Source organism: Streptomyces sp. NPDC044033 (assembly GCF_056434425.1).
This window is the reverse complement of the sequence record NZ_JBWKFF010000014.1, coordinates 187,842-206,653: the sequence shown is the minus strand read 5'-3', so window position 1 is coordinate 206,653 and position 18,812 is coordinate 187,842. Positions and strand designations below refer to the sequence as shown.

General features: G+C 71.8%; 14 protein-coding genes. All 14 read left to right on the top strand.

Going from position 1 to position 18,812, the window contains the following annotated elements; all coding sequences use genetic code 11:
- Positions 1 to 43 precede the first annotated feature (43 nt).
- The 14 genes from AC07AB_RS24600 (at position 44) to obgE (ending at position 18,753) form a co-directional block, all read left to right on the top strand.
- Positions 44 to 1,063, top strand: coding sequence for a rod shape-determining protein (locus tag AC07AB_RS24600; RefSeq protein WP_478570590.1), 1,020 nt, complete (start codon positions 44 to 46; stop codon positions 1,061 to 1,063).
- A 264-nt stretch (positions 1,064 to 1,327) separates the two neighbouring features.
- On the top strand, positions 1,328 to 2,257 hold the full coding sequence (mreC, locus tag AC07AB_RS24595) for a rod shape-determining protein MreC (RefSeq protein WP_478570491.1): 930 nt from the start codon (positions 1,328 to 1,330) through the stop codon (positions 2,255 to 2,257).
- A gap of 3 nt (positions 2,258 to 2,260) precedes the next feature.
- Positions 2,261 to 2,953 carry a rod shape-determining protein MreD gene (gene mreD / locus AC07AB_RS24590; RefSeq protein WP_478570488.1) on the top strand — a complete coding sequence of 231 codons (693 nt, stop codon included), beginning with the start codon at positions 2,261 to 2,263 and terminating at the stop codon, positions 2,951 to 2,953.
- 106 nt (positions 2,954 to 3,059) lie between these two features.
- A complete protein-coding gene (mrdA, locus tag AC07AB_RS24585) occupies positions 3,060 to 5,171 on the top strand; it encodes a penicillin-binding protein 2 (RefSeq protein WP_478570486.1) in 2,112 nt (703 codons plus the stop codon).
- Positions 5,168 to 6,367: a rod shape-determining protein RodA gene (gene rodA, locus AC07AB_RS24580; RefSeq protein ID WP_478570483.1), complete on the top strand. Its 1,200-nt coding sequence runs from the start codon at positions 5,168 to 5,170 to the stop codon at positions 6,365 to 6,367. Before mrdA ends, rodA begins: the two co-directional genes overlap by 4 nt.
- Before the next feature lie 60 nt (positions 6,368 to 6,427).
- Complete coding sequence (locus tag AC07AB_RS24575; protein WP_478570480.1) at positions 6,428 to 8,128, top strand: CYTH and CHAD domain-containing protein; 1,701 nt, start codon at positions 6,428 to 6,430, stop codon at positions 8,126 to 8,128.
- Between the two features lie 108 nt (positions 8,129 to 8,236).
- Positions 8,237 to 10,162: a TIGR03960 family B12-binding radical SAM protein gene (locus AC07AB_RS24570; protein ID WP_478570478.1), complete on the top strand. Its 1,926-nt coding sequence runs from the start codon at positions 8,237 to 8,239 to the stop codon at positions 10,160 to 10,162.
- A gap of 164 nt (positions 10,163 to 10,326) precedes the next feature.
- Positions 10,327 to 10,542 carry a PIN domain-containing protein gene (locus tag AC07AB_RS24565; RefSeq protein WP_478570475.1) on the top strand — a complete coding sequence of 72 codons (216 nt, stop codon included), beginning with the start codon at positions 10,327 to 10,329 and terminating at the stop codon, positions 10,540 to 10,542.
- A gap of 41 nt (positions 10,543 to 10,583) precedes the next feature.
- Positions 10,584 to 11,117, top strand: a complete 534-nt coding sequence (locus AC07AB_RS24560; RefSeq protein WP_478570472.1) for a GNAT family N-acetyltransferase — start codon at positions 10,584 to 10,586, stop codon at positions 11,115 to 11,117.
- Positions 11,118 to 11,376: 259 nt separating this feature from the next.
- Entirely contained in the window at positions 11,377 to 12,180 is an 804-nt protein-coding gene (locus AC07AB_RS24555; RefSeq protein ID WP_478570469.1) for a TIGR03936 family radical SAM-associated protein, read from the top strand.
- Positions 12,181 to 12,399: 219 nt separating this feature from the next.
- Entirely contained in the window at positions 12,400 to 16,236 is a 3,837-nt protein-coding gene (locus tag AC07AB_RS24550; RefSeq protein WP_478570466.1) for an Rne/Rng family ribonuclease, read from the top strand.
- 361 nt (positions 16,237 to 16,597) lie between these two features.
- Positions 16,598 to 16,918: a 50S ribosomal protein L21 gene (rplU, locus tag AC07AB_RS24545; protein WP_030876900.1), complete on the top strand. Its 321-nt coding sequence runs from the start codon at positions 16,598 to 16,600 to the stop codon at positions 16,916 to 16,918.
- Between the two features lie 14 nt (positions 16,919 to 16,932).
- Positions 16,933 to 17,190, top strand: coding sequence for a 50S ribosomal protein L27 (gene rpmA, locus AC07AB_RS24540; protein ID WP_030876897.1), 258 nt, complete (start codon positions 16,933 to 16,935; stop codon positions 17,188 to 17,190).
- Between the two features lie 126 nt (positions 17,191 to 17,316).
- Positions 17,317 to 18,753, top strand: coding sequence for a GTPase ObgE (obgE, locus tag AC07AB_RS24535; protein WP_478570463.1), 1,437 nt, complete (start codon positions 17,317 to 17,319; stop codon positions 18,751 to 18,753).
- Positions 18,754 to 18,812 lie beyond the last annotated feature (59 nt).

Here is an 18,812-nt window from a genome sequence, read left to right as displayed (position 1 = left end):
CGCTCCAGCTGGGAAGGCCAGACGTATCCTCATGGGGAACAACATGTCGTTCATCGGCCGTGACATGGCTGTCGACCTCGGGACCGCCAACACGCTGGTGTACGTCAGAGGCCGCGGCATCGTCCTCAACGAGCCGTCGGTCGTCGCCATCAACACCAACACCGGTGGCATCCTCGCGGTCGGCGCCGAGGCCAAGAAGATGATCGGCCGGACCCCCGGCAACATCGTGGCCGTCCGCCCGCTCAAGGACGGCGTGATCGCGGACTTCGAGATCACCGAGCGGATGCTCCGCTATTTCATCCTCAAAGTCCACAAGCGCCGGTGGATGGCCCGCCCCCGTGTCGTGGTCTGCGTGCCCTCCGGCATCACCGGCGTCGAACGCCGCGCGGTCATCGAGGCGTCCACCCAGGCCGGCGCCCGCCAGGTGCACATCATCGAGGAGCCGATGGCCGCCGCGATCGGCTCCGGCCTGCCGGTCCACGAGGCCACCGGCAACATGGTCGTCGACATCGGCGGCGGTACCACCGAGGTCGCCGTCATCTCGCTCGGCGGAATCGTCACGGCGCAGTCCATCCGCGTCGCCGGCGACGAGCTGGACAACGCGATCATCCAGCACATCAAGAAGGAGTACAGCCTCCTGCTCGGCGAGCGCACCGCCGAGAGCATCAAGATCACCATCGGCTCGGCGTACGACCTGGACAAGGACGAGCACACCGAGATCCGCGGCCGCGACCTCGTCTCCGGCCTCCCCAAGACCGTGGTGATCTCCGCCGCCGAGGTCCGCAAGGCCATCGAGGAGCCCGTCAACTCCATCGTCGACGCGGTCAAGACCACCCTCGACAAGTGCCCCCCGGAGCTCTCCGGCGACGTCATGGACCGCGGCATCGTGCTCACCGGAGGCGGCGCCCTGCTCCGCGGCCTCGACGAGCGGCTCCGCCGCGAGACCGGCATGCCGATCCACATCGCCGAGAACCCGCTGGACTCCGTCGCCCTCGGCTCCGGCAAGTGCGTCGAGGAGTTCGAGGCCCTCCAGCAGGTGCTGGACGCCCAGCCCCGCAGATGACCACCGGCGCGTCCCCTTCCCGCCCGGCTCCCCGCCCGGCTCTCGGCCCGGCTCCCCGCCCGGGATCGCTCCCGGGCCCTCGCCCGGGTGGGAAGGGCGCACCCGGCACGGTTGACGACCATCCGCGCGGCGGATCGTTGATATACAGGCACCAGGGCCTCTCCGCCCTGATCGGCCCTGATCCCCTGGACAGGTCCTGACGCTCCCGATGACCGGTCCGGGCCCGCAGCCGACCGGCCCGACGAGAAGGGCACGCCGCCGCACGTGAGGGACACACGAGAGAGCCGGCTGCTACTGGTGCTGCTGGTCGCCATCGCGTTCGCACTGATCACGATGGATATCCGCGGCGGCGAGCAGTCCCCGCTCGACGGCGCCCGCAGCGTCGCCGCATCCGCCTTCGGCCCGGTCGAACGGGGCGTGGCAGCCGCCGTCGACCCCGTCGGCAACGCCGTCGCGGCCGTCCGCGACTCCGGCGGCCGGCACAGCCGGATCAGCCAACTGGAGCGCGACAACACCGCCCTGCGGCAGAAGCTCGGCAGCGACGACCGCAACCGCGGCCGGGTCCGCGATCTCGACAAGCTCCTCAAGACCGCCGGAGCCGGCCAGTACGGCATCAAGGGCGCCCAGGTCATCGCCATAGGAGCGGCCCAGGGCTTCTCCTGGACCGTCACCATCGACTCGGGCGGCAACGACGGCATCAAGCGCGACATGACCGTCATAAACGGCGACGGCCTCGTCGGCCGCGTCACCACCGTCTCGCCCACCACCGCCACCGTGCTGCTCGCCGGCGACCCCAAGTTCACCGTCGGCACCCGGATGGAGAAGACCGGCGAGATCGGCTTCGCGGGCGGCCAGGGCGAGGGCGCCCTGAAGGTCGAACTCCTCAACGGCAGAGCCGCCGTGAAGAAGGGCGACCGCCTCGTCACCTTCGGCTCCAGCAAGGACAAGCCCTTCGTCCCCGGCGTCCCCGTCGGCGAGGTGATCCGCGTCGACCCCTCGCACGGCGACCTGACCCGCACCCTCCAGGTACGGCCCTTCGTCGGCTTCACCAAGCTCGACATCGTCGGCGTCGTCGTCCAGCCGCCGCGCCAGGACCCGCGGGACACCGTGCTGCCCCCGAAGTCCACCCCCAAGCCCACGCCGACGGTGACGGTCACCGCCACCCCCACCACGGGCGCCACCCCCAGGAGCTGACCGATGCGCCTCAACCGGACCCTGCTCTCCACCCTCCTGGTCGTCGTCGCCCTCGTGGTCCAGGTCTGCGTCCTCGCCCGCCTCCACCTGCCCGGCGCCGTACCCGACCTGCTGCTGCTCGTCGTCGTCAGCCTCGCCCTCGTCTACGGCCACGTCGCCGGCTGCCTCATCGGCTTCGGGGCCGGACTGCTCGCCGACCTCGCGCCGCCCGCCGACCACGCCGCCGGCCGCTACGCCCTCGTGCTCTGCCTGATCGGCTACCTCGCCGGACTGGCCAAGCCCGACAACGGCAGACTCCGCTCGGCCGCCGGCCCGCTCGTCGTCGTCCTCGCCGCCGCCATCGGCTCCACCCTGCTGTACGCGTGCGTCGGCTCCCTCGTCGGCGACTCCGCCGCCCGCCACGTGGGCATCACCCGCCTCCTGCTCACCGCCGCCCTCTACGACGTGCTGCTGGCCCCCTTCACCGTGCCGCTGATCATGGCCCTGGCCCGCCGCACCGAATACGACCCGCTCGGCGGCGACGGCTCCGCGGGATCGGCCGGCGGCGAGAGCTCGTACACCTGGCTGACCTCGTACGGCGCGGGGCGCGGCGGCCGGCTCGGCAAGAACGCCGGCATCGGCGGCCAGCGCGGTGGGCTGCTCACCAAGCAGACGAAGAGCAAGTCGGGCCGGCTCAAGGGGGTCAAGCGCCTGTGACGCCGTTCATGAGGCCGCGGCCCGCACCCGCCGGCCCGCGCCGCGCCCGCCCGCCCCGGCGCCGACGACAGGACCAGCGACCGCACCGGCACCAGGAGGGGGCATCGTGACCAACATCCCTGAGACCGGCCGCACGTCCCGCGTCAACATCCGGCTCATCATCATCCAGATCCTGGTCTTCTCCCTCCTGCTGACCCTCGGCGGACGCCTCTGGTACCTCCAGATCCGCAACGGCGACGAGTACACCGCCGAAGCCGCCAACAACCACATCCAGCAGGTCGTCGACCCCGCCACCCGCGGCTCGATACTGGACGCCCGCGGCGTGCCGCTCGCCGACAACGAGACCCGGCTCGTCGTCACCGCCGACCGCACCGAGCTGATGCGGATGAAGGACCGCGGCAAGGCCGTACTCGGCCGCCTCGCCGACGTCCTCGACCTGAACGCCAAGGACGTCGCCGCCAAGGTCCGGCTCTGCGACGCCAAGACGCCCCGCCCCTGCTGGAACGGCTCGCCCTACCAGCCCATCCCCATCACCGACGAGGCCACCACCCAGCAGGCCCTCCAGATCCGCGAGCGCGCCGAGGACTTCCCCGGCATCACCGCCGAGCCCACGCCCGTACGCCGCTACGCGGGCCCCGGCAAGTCCAACACCGCCCAGGTGCTCGGCTACCTCTCGCCCGTCACCGACGACGAGATCACCAAGGCCAAGAACACCCGCTCCCCGCTGCTGCGCTCCGACCAGATCGGCCGCTCCGGACTGGAGCGGCAGTACGACTCCGTGCTGCGCGGCAACGCCGGCGTCACCCGCTACGAGGTCGACAACCTCGGCCGCGTCATCGGCAAGGCCAAGAGCGACAAGTCGCAGCCCGGCTCCAACCTCGTCACCAGCATCGACGCCCGGGTCCAGGCCATAGCGGAGAAGGAGCTCAACCAGGCGATGAAGGACGCCCGCAAGGAGTTCGACAAGAACACCGGCCGCAACTACAAGGCCGACGCGGGCTCCGTCGTGGTGATGGAGGCCAAGACCGGCCGGGTCGTCGCCATGGCCTCCAATCCCACCTACGACCCCAACGCCTGGGTCGGCGGCATCTCCGGCAAGGACTACAAGCAGCTCACCGGCAAGGACTCCAACTACCCGCTGCTCAACCGCGCCATCCAGGGCCAGTCCGCCCCCGGCTCGGTCTTCAAGGCCATCTCCGCGACCGCCGCCGTCAACGCCGGATACGACTTCAACGGCAAGTACAACTGCTCCAGCTCGTACAGCATCGGCAACCAGGTCTTCAAGAACTTCGAGTCCAAGGGCTACGGACCGATCAACCTCGGCCGCGCGCTGGAGGTCTCCTGCGACACCGTCTTCTACGACCTGGCCTACCGCCAGTGGCAGAAGGACGGCGGCAACAACCCCAAGCACCCCGCCGACTGGTTCTACCGGACCGCCCACCAGTTCGGCCTCGGCAACGAGACCGGCGTCGACCTCCCCAACGAGGTCAGCGGCCGCGTCCCCGACCGCCAGTGGAAGAAGAAGTACTGGGAGGCCAACAAGGACTCCTGGTGCCGGCAGGGCAAGGACGACGACAGCTACGCCGGGAAGATCGCCAAGGAGAACTGCGAATCCGGCATGCGGATGCGCGCCGGTGACTCCGTCAACTACTCCATCGGCCAGGGCGACACCCTCGTCACCCCCATCCAGATGGCCACCATCTACTCGGCCATCAGCAACGGCGGCACCCTCTACAACCCCACCGTCGGCAAGGCCGTCGTCAGCCCCGACGGCAAGACGGTCCAGGAGCTCCAGCCCAAGTCCCACGGCAAGCTGCCCTTCCAGGGCAAGACCCGCGACCAGCTCGACTCCGCACTCGCGGGCGTCGCGACCCGCGGCAGCGCCGCCTGGCGGTTCCAGGGCTGGCCCCAGAAGCAGATCCCGATGCACGCCAAGACCGGTACCGCGGAGGTCTACGGCAAGCAGACCACCTCCTGGTTCACGACGTACACCAAGGACTACACGGTCGTCATGACCATCTCCCAGGGCGGCACCGGCTCCGGCGCCTCCGGGCCCGCGGTGCGCAAGATCTACGACGCCCTCTACGGAGTCGACGACAAGGGCCACGTCGACGAGAAGAAGGCGCTCCTGCCCCGCCCCGAGGCCAAGCTCCCCAAGATCGAGAGCGACGGCTCCATCGAGGCCCAGGCCATCAGCGCCGGGAGGCGGAAGCAGTGACCACCTCCCACAACTTCTCCATCAGCCGCTACGCGCCCGAGCGCTCCACCTGGCGCAAGCTCATCGCACGCGACTCCATCGTGCGCCGCCTCGACTGGCTCATGCTGCTGGCCGCCCTCGCGCTCTCCGCGATGAGCACCCTGCTCGTCTACTCCGCCACCCGCGGCCGCACCGAGCTGAACCACGGCGACCCGTACTACTTCCTGCTCCGCAACGCCCTCAACATCGGCATAGGGGTCGCCCTCGCCGTCGGCACCATCTGGCTCGGCCACCGCACCCTGCGCGGCGCCGTCCCCATCCTGTACGGCGTCTCGGTGGTGCTCACCGCCGCCGTCCTCACCCCGCTGGGCGCCACCATCAACGGCGCGCGCTCCTGGATCCAGCTCCCCGCGGGCTTCTCCATCCAGCCCTCCGAGTTCATCAAGATCACGATCACCCTCGGCATGGCCATGCTGCTGGCCGCCAAGGTCGACGCGGGGGACCGCCCCCACCCCGACCACCGCACGGTCCTCCAGGCCCTCGGCCTCGCCGCGCTGCCGATCCTGATCATCCTGCTGATGCCGGACCTCGGCTCGGTGATGGTCCTCGTCGTGATCGTCCTCGCCGTGCTGCTCGCCTCCGGCGCCTCCAACCGCTGGATCGTCGGCCTGATCGGCACCGGCGTCGCGGGCTGCGTCCTGATCTGGCAGCTCGGCGTCCTCGACGAATACCAGATCAACCGCTTCGCGGCCTTCGCCAACCCCGCCCTCGACCCGGCCGGCGTCGGCTACAACACCAACCAGGCCCGCATCGCCATCGGCTCCGGCCGCCTCACCGGCTCCGGCCTCTTCCACGGCTCCCAGACCACCGGCCAGTTCGTCCCCGAGCAGCAGACCGACTTCATCTACTCCGTCGCGGGCGAGGAACTCGGCTTCATCGGCGCGGGCCTGATCATCGTGCTGCTCGGCATCGTCCTGTGGCGCGCCTGCCGCATCGCCCGCGAGACCACCGAGCTGTACGGAACGGTCGTCGCCGCCGGCATCATCGCCTGGTTCGCCTTCCAGGCGTTCGAGAACATCGGCATGACGCTCGGCATCATGCCGGTCACCGGGCTGCCCCTGCCCTTCGTCTCCTACGGCGGATCGTCGATGTTCGCCGCCTGGATCGCCATAGGGCTGCTCCAGTCCATCAAGGTCCAACGCCCGCTCTCGGCCTGATCCCGCCGCACCCCGCGCGGGGACTGCCCAGACCCGCGGCCCGCGACTAGATTCCGGCCCATGGCGGACACCGTGCGGGAGTACGAGCGGGAGTACGAGCGGAAGTACGAAGCGGCCGGTACGGCCCGGCTGCCCTCGCTGACCGGCGTGAGCCGGGTCGCGACCGTGGCGGACGAGGGAGTCACCGAACTCGACGCCGTCTACTACGACACCGCGGACCGCCGCCTGGCCGCCGCGGGCATCACCCTCCGGCGGCGCACCGGCGGCGCCGACGCGGGCTGGCACCTCAAACTGCCGGTGGCCCCGGGCGTACGCGACGAGGTCCGCGCCCCGCTCGCCGACACCGTGCCGAGCGCGCTCACCGCGCTCGTACGGTCCCGACTGCGGACCGCCGCGCTCACACCGCTGGTGCGGCTGAACACGCGCCGGGACGTACACCGGCTGCTGGACGCCGAGGGCAGGCCGCTCGCGGAGGTGGCCGTGGACGCCGTCACGGCGCGGCGGCTGGACGGCGAGGGCGGCGAACGGTCCGTTCACTGGTCGGAAATCGAGGTGGAGCTGACCGCGGGAGGCGACGAGGCGCTCCTCGACGCCGTGGAGAAGAAGCTCACCAAGGCCGGACTGCGGCCGGCGACGACCGCTTCGAAACTGGCCCGCGCGCTGCGGGAGACGGACCCGAAGCGCGCGAAGACCGGCAAGGGGAGCGGCGGCGAGAAGGTCGCCACCGGCAAGGCGGGCGGCCCGGAGCACCTCCCGAAGCAACCGCCGGACCGCCCCCCGGCCCCGCGCACCGCCGCCGACCACGTGCTGGCGTACGTACAGCGGCAGGTGGACGCCATCGTCGGACTCGACCCGGCCGTACGCCGCGACCAGCCCGACTCCGTGCACCAGATGCGCGTGGCGACCCGGCGGACCCGCAGCGCGCTGCGCTCGTACGGAAAGGTCCTCGACCGCGCGGCCACCGACCCCATCGGCGCCGAACTGCGCTGGCTGGCGGGCGAACTGGGCGTCGACCGCGACCGCGAGGTGCTCACCGACCGGCTGACGACCGCCCTCGGCAAGCTGCCGGGCGAACTGCACACCGGCCCCGTCCGCACCCGGCTGCGCACCTGGTCCCGCGCCCGCCGCCGCGGCTCACGGCGACGACTGCTCGCCGTGCTCGACGGCAAGCGCTACCTGACGCTCCTCGACGCCCTCGACGCGCTCGTCGCCGATCCGCCGCTGCGGCCGAAGCCGCCGCGGAACGCGCTGGTCGCGGCCGTACTGCGGGACTACGAGCGGCTGGCCGGACAGATCTCCGAGGCGCTGGAGGCCCCTTCGGGCCCCCGGCGCGACGCCGCCATGCACGAGGCCCGCAAGTCGGCCAAGCGCACGCGGTACGCGGCGGAGGCGGCCGCTCCCGCGCTCGGCGCCCCGGCCGAGAGCGTCGCCGCGCACGCGAAGGCGCTCCAGAACCTCCTCGGCGAGCACCAGGACAGCGTCATGGCGCGCCTGGCCCTGCGCGAACTGGCCGCGCACGCTCACGAGGCGGGGGAGAGCGCGTTCACCTACGGGGTGCTGTACGGGCGCCAGGAGCGTACGGCCGCGGACTGCGAGGAGGGGCTGGCGCGCAACGGGACGCGGCCGATGCCGGACCGGATCGCGGCCCTCAAGGGCGAGCCCCCGCCGCCCCGCCCCCGCGTGCCCCGGTGGCTCACGGAGGAGGAGGCCGAGGCCATGGCGTCGGGCGCGGACGAGCCGCGGGCGGACTTCCCGAGGTGACGGGCGGAAACCGGCTGCCCTGACCCGGCCCGAACGCCGTACGGTGGGCCGCTTCGGGCGCGTTACGCTAGAGAGTCGCCCACCCCAGTCAGCTCAGGAAAGTTCTCGATGTCTGTCGATTCGGTCTTCCCACAGCTCGAAGCTCTGCTCCCGCATGTGCAGAAGCCCATTCAGTACGTGGGCGGTGAGCTGAACTCCACCGTCAAGGACTGGGACGCCTGCGCCGTCCACTGGGCGCTCATGTACCCCGACGCGTACGAGGTGGGGCTGCCCAACCAGGGCGTCATGATCCTCTACGAGGTGCTCAACGAGCGCCCGGACGTCCTCGCCGAGCGCACGTACAGCGTCTGGCCGGACCTCGAAGAGCTGATGCGCGAGCACCAGGTCCCGCAGTTCACGGTGGACGCGCACCGCCCCGTCGGCGCCTTCGACGTGTTCGGGCTCTCCTTCTCCACCGAGCTCGGCTACACCAACATGCTCACCGCCCTGGACCTCGCGGGCATCCCGATGGAGTCCAAGGACCGCACGGTCGAGCACCCCATCGTGCTCGCCGGCGGCCACGCCGCGTTCAACCCCGAGCCGATCGCGGACTTCATCGACTGCGCGGTCGTCGGCGACGGCGAGCAGGCGGTCCTGGAGATCACCGACATCATCCGGGACTGGAAGGCGGCGGGCCGCCCCGGCGGCCGGGACGAGGTGCTGCTGCGCCTCGCGCGGACCGGCGGCGTGTACGTACCGCGCTTCTACGACGTCGAGTACCTGGCCGACGGCCGGATCGCCCGCGTCGTGCCCAACCGCTCGGGCGTGCCGTGGCGGGTGTCCAAGCACACCGTCATGGACCTGGACGAGTGGCCGTACCCGAAGCAGCCGCTGGTCCCGCTCGCGGAGACCGTGCACGAGCGCATGTCCGTGGAGATCTTCCGCGGCTGCACGCGGGGCTGCCGCTTCTGCCAGGCCGGCATGATCACCCGCCCGGTGCGGGAGCGGAGCGTCACCGGCATCGGCGAGATGGTGGACAAGGGGCTCAAGGCGACGGGCTTCGAGGAGGTCGGCCTGCTCTCGCTGTCCTCCGCGGACCACACCGAGATCGGCGAGATCGCCAAGGGCCTCGCGGACCGGTACACGGAGGACAAGGTCGGCCTGTCGCTGCCGTCCACCCGCGTCGACGCCTTCAACATCGACCTCGCCAACGAACTGACGCGCAACGGCCGCCGGTCCGGGCTGACGTTCGCGCCCGAGGGCGGCTCGGAGCGCATCCGCAAGGTCATCAACAAGATGGTCTCGGAAGAGGACCTGATCCGGACCGTCTCGACGGCGTACGGCAACGGCTGGCGCCAGGTGAAGCTGTACTTCATGTGCGGCCTCCCCACCGAGACCGACGAGGACGTCCTCCAGATCGGTGACATGGCCGTCAACGTCATCGCCGAGGGCCGCAAGGTCTCGGGGCAGAACGACATCCGCTGCACGGTCTCCATCGGCGGCTTCGTGCCCAAGCCGCACACCCCGTTCCAGTGGGCTCCGCAGCTCTCCGCCGAGGAGACCGACGCCCGGCTGAAGAAGCTCCGCGACAAGATCCGCGGCGACAAGAAGTACGGCCGCTCCATCGGCTTCCGCTACCACGACGGCAGGCCCGGCATCATCGAGGGCCTCCTCTCCCGCGGCGACCGCCGCATCGGCTCCGTCATCCGCGCGGTCTACGAGGGCGGCGGCCGCTTCGACGGCTGGCGCGAGCACTTCAGCTACGACCGCTGGATGACCGCCGCCGAGAAGGCGCTGCCCGAGTTCGGCGTGGACGTCGCCTGGTACACCACCCGCGAGCGCACCTACGAGGAGGTCCTGCCCTGGGACCACCTCGACTCGGGCCTCGACAAGGACTGGCTCTGGGAGGACTGGCAGGACGCTCTCGACGAGACGGAGGTCGAGGACTGCCGGTGGACTCCTTGCTTCGATTGCGGGGTGTGCCCTCAGATGGACACCGAGATCCAGATCGGCCCGACGGGCAAGAAGCTGCTGCCGCTGACGGTGGTGAAGTGACGGCTCGCTGAGCGCGCTCACCGGTACGACCCCCGCCTTATAGCTTGAGAGGTAGGGGTCGTATTGCTGTCCGGGTGAAGAAAATGTTTCTGCGCTGGCGACGGATCGGCATTCTGAATACGCATTCGCATTCACTTGCGTCCGCCCTGTACGCCTGGCGAGCGGTGCCCGACGATCCCTGGCCGGAGGTCCGTGCGGTGCGGGACAAGCTCGCCCGCGCGGGCTGTCACCGCTCGGCCGGAGTGGTCGATCTCCTCGTCGCGGTGACGGCCCTGCACCACCGCCTCACGCTGCTGCACTACGACCGCGACTTCGAGACCATCGCCCAGCACACGGGGCTCAGGACCCAGTGGGTCGCGGAGCCCGGGACCATCGACTGATCTTTACGGACCGCCGACACGCGCGGATGCACAATGACCCGATGCCACAGCTCATCACCCCCACCACCCGCGTCCACGCCTCCTTCCTCGCCGCCATCGACGAGTTCCGCGCCGAGGGGGCCGGGAGCGAGGAGCAGCAGTCGACCATGTCCCGTGAGATCCGCGAGTACCACGGGAAGTGGGACCGCCCCGAGGGGTTCGCCGGGTACATCCGGATGCTGACGGACGGCCTGGCCGGGGATTCCCAGGGGTGGGGGGACGTGACCACCCTCTGGTACGTGGACGGCGACGAGTACCTCGGCCGGCTCTCCGTGCGGCACCGGCTCACGCCCGAGCTCCTCGACTTCGGCGGGCACATCGGCTACGGCGTCCGGCCCTCCGCGCGCCGCCGCGGGCACGCCACCGGCATGCTGCGGGCCTCCCTCCCCGTCGTCCACGGCCTCGGCATCGATCCGGTCCTCGTCACCTGTGACGTCGGCAACACCGCCTCCCGCAGAGTGATAGAGGCGTGCGGCGGCGGGCTGGAGGACGAACGCGGGGGCAAGCTGCGGTACTGGATCGCCACGGCGGGGTGAGCCGGGCGGGGGCCGGGGCCTGCCACCGGGCGGGGACCGCCGGGGAGCGGCGGCGCGTGGGGCACGTACCCTGGGAACAACGTCCGGGCGCGACTGTTGTCCCCGCCCACGCGGGGGCGATCCGGACAGGACGGCGCTCGGCGAGCGCCATCCGGGACGGTCCCCGCCGACGCTGGGACGGCGTCCAGTAGCGCCCCCGCACCAAGGAGAAGTAACACTGGGCAAGCGACAGCCCGAAGGCCCGCCGCCCGCACCCGCGGTGCAGCGCATCCGCCTGCGCTACACCAAGCGCGGCCGCCTCCGGTTCACCAGTCACCGTGACTTCCAGCGCGCCTTCGAACGGGCGCTGCGCCGCGCCGAGGTGCCCATGGCGTACTCGGCGGGATTCACCCCGCACCCCAAGGTGTCCTACGCGAACGCGGCGCCCACCGGTACGGGCAGCGAGGCCGAGTACCTGGAGATCCAGCTCACGGCCGCGAGAGACCCCGAGAAACTCCGCGTACTGCTGGACGAGTCGATGCCCGCAGGGCTCGACATCATCGACGCGGTGGAGGCCCACACCTCCTCGTTCGCCGACCGGCTGCAGGCGTCCGTATGGGAGCTGCGGCTCGACGGCGTACGGGCCGAGGACGCCGAACGGGCCGTCGCGGCCTTTCTGGCGGCGGAGGCCGTGGAGGTCGAGCGCCGTACGAAAAACGGGTTGCGGACCTTCGACGCGCGTGCCGCGGTCGTCAGTCTCGAAGCGTTCGCGGCCCCGGCCGATAGGCCCGAGGTCACTGCCTGTGCGATACTGCGGCTGGTTGTTCGGCATTTGACACCTGCCGTTCGACCCGACGACGTCCTGTCCGGTCTCCGCGCCACGGCCGACCTGGCGCCGCCGGTCCCCGCAGGGGTGACCAGGCTGGCGCAGGGGCTGCTCGATGAGGAGTCCGGCACGGTGACCGACCCGCTCGCGCCCGACCGCGACGCTGCCACGGCCGCCCCACCCACGGCCGCCGGGCTGAGTGCCGCGAAGGCGATGGCCGGGGACTCCCCGCCGAAGGCCGGGGAAGGTTCCGCGTAGGACGGCCGTCAACGCGCCGCCGGTCCACCAGGGAGCCACCCGGGTCCGGCAGGCGCACTGACCAGGAGACTTTCGCCGGTGCCGACAACTCGGACCCGGCGAGCGAGACGACAGCTCCCGTGCGGCGCCCGCGCCCCGGAGGCGGTACCGCGCACATCACGCGGGCCGCAGACCGGACACAGACGCGGCGCCCGGGAGCGTGACGGGAGAACCGCCCGCATGTTCGAGCCGATCGAACCCACTGAGGCGGCGCGCTACAGCGCCGCCGGGGATAACACAGACGACACCCCCAGCGACACCCTGCCGCCGCGCCGCAGGCGCCGCGCGGCCTCTCGGCCGGCGGGTCCGCCGGTCGCGGGTGAGGCCGCACCGGCCACCGCCTCCGCGCCCGCTCAGCCGGCGGCGGAGAGCGTCGGCGGCCTGGCCGCCGCGGAGCAGGCGGCCGAGGCCCCGGCCGACGCTGCGCCCGCGCGACCGCGCCGCCGTGCCACCCGCAAGGCGACCGCCCCGGCGGGCGCGCCCCAGAAGGGCACGGACGCCGAGGCCCCGGCCGTATCCGAAGCGGTCGCGCCGAGCGTCGCGCCCGTGGAGCCGTCGGCCGCCGCGGACCCGGCTGCCTCCGCCGAGCCGGTCGAGGCGAGTGGGGACGCCAAGCCGGCCCGTACGCGCCGCCGCGCCACTCGTAAGGTGGCCGCTCCCGAGAGCGCGCCCCAGACGGACGCGGACCAGACGGGTGAGGCTGCCGCCGAGCCGGCCAAGTCGGCCGAGGCGCCCGCGGAGGCTCCCGCCGAGGAGACGAAGCCCGCTCGTACGCGTCGCCGCGCGACCCGAAAGGCGGTCGCTCCGGTGGCGGAGCCCGACGAGAATGAGACCGATGTGGCCGCCGCCGACGCGGCCGCGGCTCCCGAGCCCGTAGCCCCCGAAGCGGCTGCCCCGGCCCCCGAGGGGTCGAAGCCCGCCCGTACGCGCCGCCGTGCGTCCCGCTCCGAGAGCGCGCCGGAAGCCCGTGAGGAGAGCGCCGAGAGCGCCGCCCCCGCCGCTGAGCAGAAGCCCGCCGAGTCCGGCGAGGACGCGCCGCGCGGCCGTGGCCGTCGCCGCGCCGTCCGGCCGCCGTCGGCCGTCTTCCAGGCGCCGGTGTTCACCGAGCCGATGTTCCAGACGCCGGAGAGCGCCGCGGCCGCGGCCGCCGCCTCCGAAGAGCCGGAGCCGGACGAGACAGAGACGGTGGAAGAGGCCCCGGCCGAGCAGCGGCAGCAGCCCGCCGCGGGCGGCCGTCGCCGTCGCCGCCGTCGCGGTGAGGCCGCCGAGCCCGAGCAGGACGCCGCCCCCGCGCCCGCCCCCGCCCCCGTCGAGGAGAGCGCGGCCGCGGACGCCGACGAGGAGCAGGTCGAGGACTCCGAGGACGCCGCGCACGACGACGAGTCGGGCGACCGCCCCTCGCGCCGCCGTCGCCGGGGCGGCCGTCGCCGTCGCCGTGGCGAGGCCGCGGACTCCGACGACGACCAGGAGCAGGAGAGCGAGCAGTCCGACGCCGAGCCGGAGGCCGGGCGGGACGCCGACTCCGCTGACGACGACTCCGACGAGGACGACGAGCAGGGCGGTTCGGGCTCCGCGAACAGCCGGCGCCGCCGCCGTCGCCGGCGCCGCAGCGGTGACGGCCAGGACGCCGAGGGCGGCGGTGACGACCCGGAGCGTACGGTCGTCAAGGTCCGCGAGCCCCGTAAGAAGGAGGCCGAGCGCGAGCCCGGCACCGGCTTCGACGAGGTCCAGTCCATCAAGGGCTCGACCCGTATGGAGGCCAAGAAGCAGCGCCGTCGCGAGGGCCGTGAGCAGGGCCGCCGCCGGGTGCCGATCATCACGGAGGCCGAGTTCCTGGCCCGCCGCGAGGCCGTCGAGCGCGTGATGGTGGTGCGCCAGAGCGGTGAGCGCACCCAGATCGGCGTGCTGGAGGACAACGTCCTCGTCGAGCACTTCGTCAACAAGGAGCAGGCCACCAGCTACGTCGGCAACGTCTACCTGGGCAAGGTCCAGAACGTGCTGCCGTCCATGGAGGCCGCCTTCGTCGACATCGGCAAGGGCCGCAACGCCGTCCTGTACGCCGGTGAGGTCAACTTCGAGGCGCTCGGAATGGCCAACGGCCCCCGGCGCATCGAGACCGCCCTGAAGTCCGGTCAGCCCGTTCTGGTGCAGGTCACCAAGGACCCGATCGGCCACAAGGGCGCCCGGCTCACCAGCCAGGTGTCGCTGCCGGGCCGCTACCTCGTGTACGTGCCCGAGGGCTCGATGACCGGCATCAGCCGCAAGCTCCCGGACACCGAGCGGGCGCGGCTGAAGCAGATCCTCAAGAAGATCGTCCCCGAGGACGCGGGCGTCATCGTCCGTACGGCCGCGGAGGGCGCGAGCGAGGACGAGCTGCGCCGGGACGTGGAGCGCCTCCAGGCGCAGTGGGAAGAGATCCAGCAGAGGGCGAAGAACGGCGGCGGCTCCAACGCCCCGACCCTGCTCTACGGCGAGCCGGACATGACCGTTCGCGTCGTCCGCGACATCTTCAACGAGGACTTCTCCAAGGTCATCGTGAGCGGCGCCGACGCGTGGGAGACGATCCACGGATACGTCGCGCACGTCGCGCCCGACCTGACCGACCGGCTGCAGAAGTGGACGTCGGACGTCGACGTCTTCGCCACGTACCGGATCGACGAGCAGCTGATGAAGGCGCTGGACCGCAAGGTCTGGCTGCCGAGTGGCGGTTCGCTCGTCATCGACCGGACCGAGGCGATGATCGTCGTCGACGTCAACACCGGGAAGTTCACCGGCCAGGGCGGCAACCTGGAGGAGACGGTCACCAGGAACAACCTGGAGGCGGCCGAGGAGATCGTGCGCCAGCTGCGGCTGCGCGACCTCGGCGGCATCATCGTGATCGACTTCATCGACATGGTGCTGGAGTCCAACCGCGACCTCGTGCTGCGGCGGCTGCTGGAGTGCCTGGGCCGGGACCGTACCAAGCACCAGGTGGCCGAGGTCACCTCGCTGGGCCTGGTCCAGATGACCCGTAAGCGGGTCGGGCAGGGGCTGCTGGAGTCCTTCTCCGAGCCCTGCGTGCACTGCAACGGCCGTGGCGTGATCGTCCACATGGACCAGCCGACCGCGGTCGGCGGCGGCGGTGGCGGCAAGCGCGGCAAGAAGAAGGGCAAGTCGGGCGGCGGCCAGCAGCACGACCACGATCACGATCACGACCACGAGCTGCCGCTCGCGGACGAGCCGGAGGCCGTGGCCGAGGAGGAGTCGCAGCCCGAGCTGGAGCCCGTGGCGGTGACGGAGGCCGAGCTGCGGCCGGCGGTCGAGGCGGACGACGAGTGGTTCGGCAGCGCGGCCGAGGCCCAGGAGGCCGCCGAGTCGCGCGGCCGCGGCCGGGGCCGCCGCCGGGCGACGCGCAAGGTGTCCGCTCCGGCGGGGTCGCCGAAGCCCGAGGCCGACGCCGCCGCCACGGTGGTCGTGGAGCCGGAGCCGGTGGCCGAGGTCCGGGTGAGTGAGCCCGAGCCGGCCGCGGAGCCCGCTGCCGAGCCCGCCGCCCAGCCGGAGGCCGAGCCGAAGCCGGTGCGTACGCGCCGTCGGGCGACCCGCAAGGCGAGCGCTCCGGCGGGTCCCCCCGGGGCCGCCGAGGACGCCTCCGTGGTGGTCGTCGGCGCGCCCGCTCAGGAGCCGAAGGCGGAGCCCGAGGCCCCTGCCGCCGAGCCGTCGGTCGTCGAGGCGGCCGAGGAGCCGTCCGCGGACGCCGAGGAGGCGGCCCCGGCCAAGAAGGCGGTCCGTAAGAAGGCCGCCACGGCGAAGAAGACGACGGCGAAGAAGGCCCCGGCCAAGACGGAGAAGAAGGCCGCCGCCAAGAAGGCGCCGGCCAAGAAGGCGGCCGCCACGAAGACCGCGGCGGAGAAGGCCCCGGCCAAGAAGGCGGCCGCCAAGAAGACGACGGCGAAGAAGGCCCCGGCCAAGAAGACGGCGAAGAAGGCCGCGGCGGCGGAGCAGCCGCAGTCCTCCGTCTCGGCTTCCGCCGAGGACTGAGTCCGCAAGGCCGGCCGCCGGGGGGCAGCCCCCGGTGGCCGGTCGCACGAGGGGGCCGGTGCGCATCCGTGCGTGCCGGCCCCGGCTCGTACCGGAGGGCGCGCGAGCGGCTCGTACCGGAGGGTCGCGCGAGCGGCTCGTACCGGCAGCGGCGGCCCGTGCCCGCGGGGATCGGTTTGACCCCATGGTCAAGGGCCCCGTAACCTGGACCGTCGGCGTGTGCAACGCCAAACCCCTGAGCACATCCCTTCCGGTTCGCCGGTAGAGGCCGCTCGTCCATTCGGATCTCACGGACCGTTCGCGGTCCGTGTGGGTGGCTGGCATCAGAGGTCCCGTTTACTAGCGAGAGAGTGAGATCCGCGTGTACGCAATCGTGCGTAGTGGCGGCCGTCAGCACAAGGTTGCTGTTGGTGACGTCCTTGAGGTCGACAAGATTTCCACCGGCAAGGTTGGCGACGCGGTCGAGCTCTCGACGCTGCTCGTCGTCGACGGCGACGCGGTCACCAGCGACCCGTGGGTGCTGGCCGGCGTCAAGGTCCAGGCCGAGATCGTGGACCACCACAAGGGTGCCAAGATCGACATCCTGAAGTACAAGAACAAGACTGGCTACCGCAAGCGGATCGGTCACCGCCAGCAGTACACGGCGATCAAGATCACCGGCATCGACGCGGCTGCTAAGTAAGGGACTGAGGAGACATGGCACACAAGAAGGGCGCATCGTCCACTCGGAACGGTCGCGACTCCAACGCTCAGCGGCTCGGCGTCAAGCGCTTCGGCGGCCAGGCCGTCAACGCCGGCGAGATCCTGGTCCGCCAGCGCGGCACCCACTTCCACCCGGGCTCGGGCGTCGGTCGCGGTGGCGACGACACCCTGTTCGCGCTGGCCGCCGGTGCGGTGCAGTTCGGCACGCACCGGGGTCGCAAGGTAGTGAACATCGTTCCGATCGCTGAGTAATCAGCTTTCCGCACGACCCAGCACCTTTCCGAGGGCGGACCAGGCTTTCCCGGCGACGGGGAAGCGGGTCCGCCCTCGGCGTGTTAGTACAGAGAACAATCCCGTTCTTATCTGGAGGCAACCGTCATGACCACCTTCGTGGACCGCGTCGAGCTGCACGTCGCCGCGGGTAGCGGGGGCCACGGCTGCGCCTCCGTTCACCGTGAGAAGTTCAAGCCGCTCGGCGGCCCGGACGGCGGCAACGGCGGCCGGGGCGGCGATGTGATCCTGGTCGTCGACCAGTCGGTCACCACGCTCCTGGACTACCACCACAGTCCGCACCGCAAGGCCACCAACGGCAAGCCCGGTGAGGGCGGCAACCGCTCCGGCAAGGACGGCGGCGACCTGGTCCTGCCGGTCCCGGACGGCACCGTCGTGCTCGACAAGAAGGGCGAGGTCCTCGCCGACCTGGTCGGCGAGGGCACCACCTTCGTCGCCTCCCAGGGCGGCCGCGGCGGCCTCGGCAACGCCGCGCTGGCCTCGGCCCGCCGCAAGGCCCCAGGCTTCGCGCTGCTCGGCGAGCCGGGCGACTCCGGCGAGGTGGTCCTGGAGCTCAAGACCGTCGCGGACGTCGCGCTCGTCGGCTTCCCCAGCGCCGGCAAGTCCTCGCTGATCTCGGTGCTCTCGGCCGCCAAGCCGAAGATCGCCGACTACCCCTTCACCACCCTGGTCCCCAACCTCGGCGTGGTGACGGCCGGTTCGACCGTCTACACCATCGCGGACGTGCCCGGCCTCATCCCCGGCGCCAGCCAGGGCAAGGGGCTCGGCCTGGAGTTCCTGCGGCACGTCGAGCGCTGCTCGGTGCTCGTGCACGTACTGGACACGGCGACCCTGGAGTCGGACCGCGACCCGCTCTCCGACCTCGACCAGATCGAGGCGGAGCTGGCGGAGTACGGCGGGCTGGAGGACCGGCCGCGGCTCGTCGTCCTCAACAAGGTCGACATCCCCGACGGCAAGGACCTCGCCGACATCATCCGGCCCGAGCTGGAGTCGCGCGGCTATCAGATCTACGAGGTGTCGGCCGTCTCCCGGCTGGGCCTGAAGGAACTGTCCTTCGCGCTCGCGGGGATCGTGGCCGAGGCGCGCGCCGCCAAGCCCAAGGAGGAGGCGACCCGCGTCGTCATCCGCCCGAAGGCCGTGGACGACGCGGGCTTCACGGTCGTGCCCGACGAGGACGGCATCTTCCGGGTGCGCGGCGAGAAGCCCGAGCGCTGGGTGCGCCAGACCGACTTCAACAACGACGAGGCCGTCGGCTACCTCGCCGACCGGCTCAACCGCCTCGGCGTCGAGGACGCCCTGCTCAAGGCGGGCGCCCGCGCGGGCGACGGCGTCGCGATCGGCAGCGACGAGGACTCGGTCGTCTTCGACTGGGAGCCGACCCTGGCCGCCGGTGCGGAGATGCTCGGCCGCCGCGGCGAGGACCACCGCATGGAGGAGCCGCGACCGGCCGCGCAGCGCCGCCGGGACCGCGGCGACGCACGGGACGACGCGGACCAGGAGTTCGACGAGTTCAAGCCCTTCTGAGCGTACGCACGGGCTGAATCCGAGCGTACTGACGGGCTGAAGCGGAAAAGGGGAAGGCC

Bases quoted from the DNA above. Each gene is read 5' to 3' on its own strand.
- AC07AB_RS24600 (WP_478570590.1), top strand. From the start codon at position 44: ATGTCGTTCATCGGCCGTGACATGGCTGTCGACCTCGGGACCGCCAAC.
- mreD (WP_478570488.1), top strand. From the start codon at position 2,261: ATGCGCCTCAACCGGACCCTGCTCTCCACCCTCCTGGTCGTCGTCGCC.
- AC07AB_RS24575 (WP_478570480.1), top strand. From the start codon at position 6,428: ATGGCGGACACCGTGCGGGAGTACGAGCGGGAGTACGAGCGGAAGTAC.
- AC07AB_RS24570 (WP_478570478.1), top strand. From the start codon at position 8,237: ATGTCTGTCGATTCGGTCTTCCCACAGCTCGAAGCTCTGCTCCCGCAT.
- AC07AB_RS24560 (WP_478570472.1), top strand. From the start codon at position 10,584: ATGCCACAGCTCATCACCCCCACCACCCGCGTCCACGCCTCCTTCCTC.
- AC07AB_RS24550 (WP_478570466.1), top strand. From the start codon at position 12,400: ATGTTCGAGCCGATCGAACCCACTGAGGCGGCGCGCTACAGCGCCGCC.
- rpmA (WP_030876897.1), top strand. From the start codon at position 16,933: ATGGCACACAAGAAGGGCGCATCGTCCACTCGGAACGGTCGCGACTCC.
- obgE (WP_478570463.1), top strand. From the start codon at position 17,317: ATGACCACCTTCGTGGACCGCGTCGAGCTGCACGTCGCCGCGGGTAGC.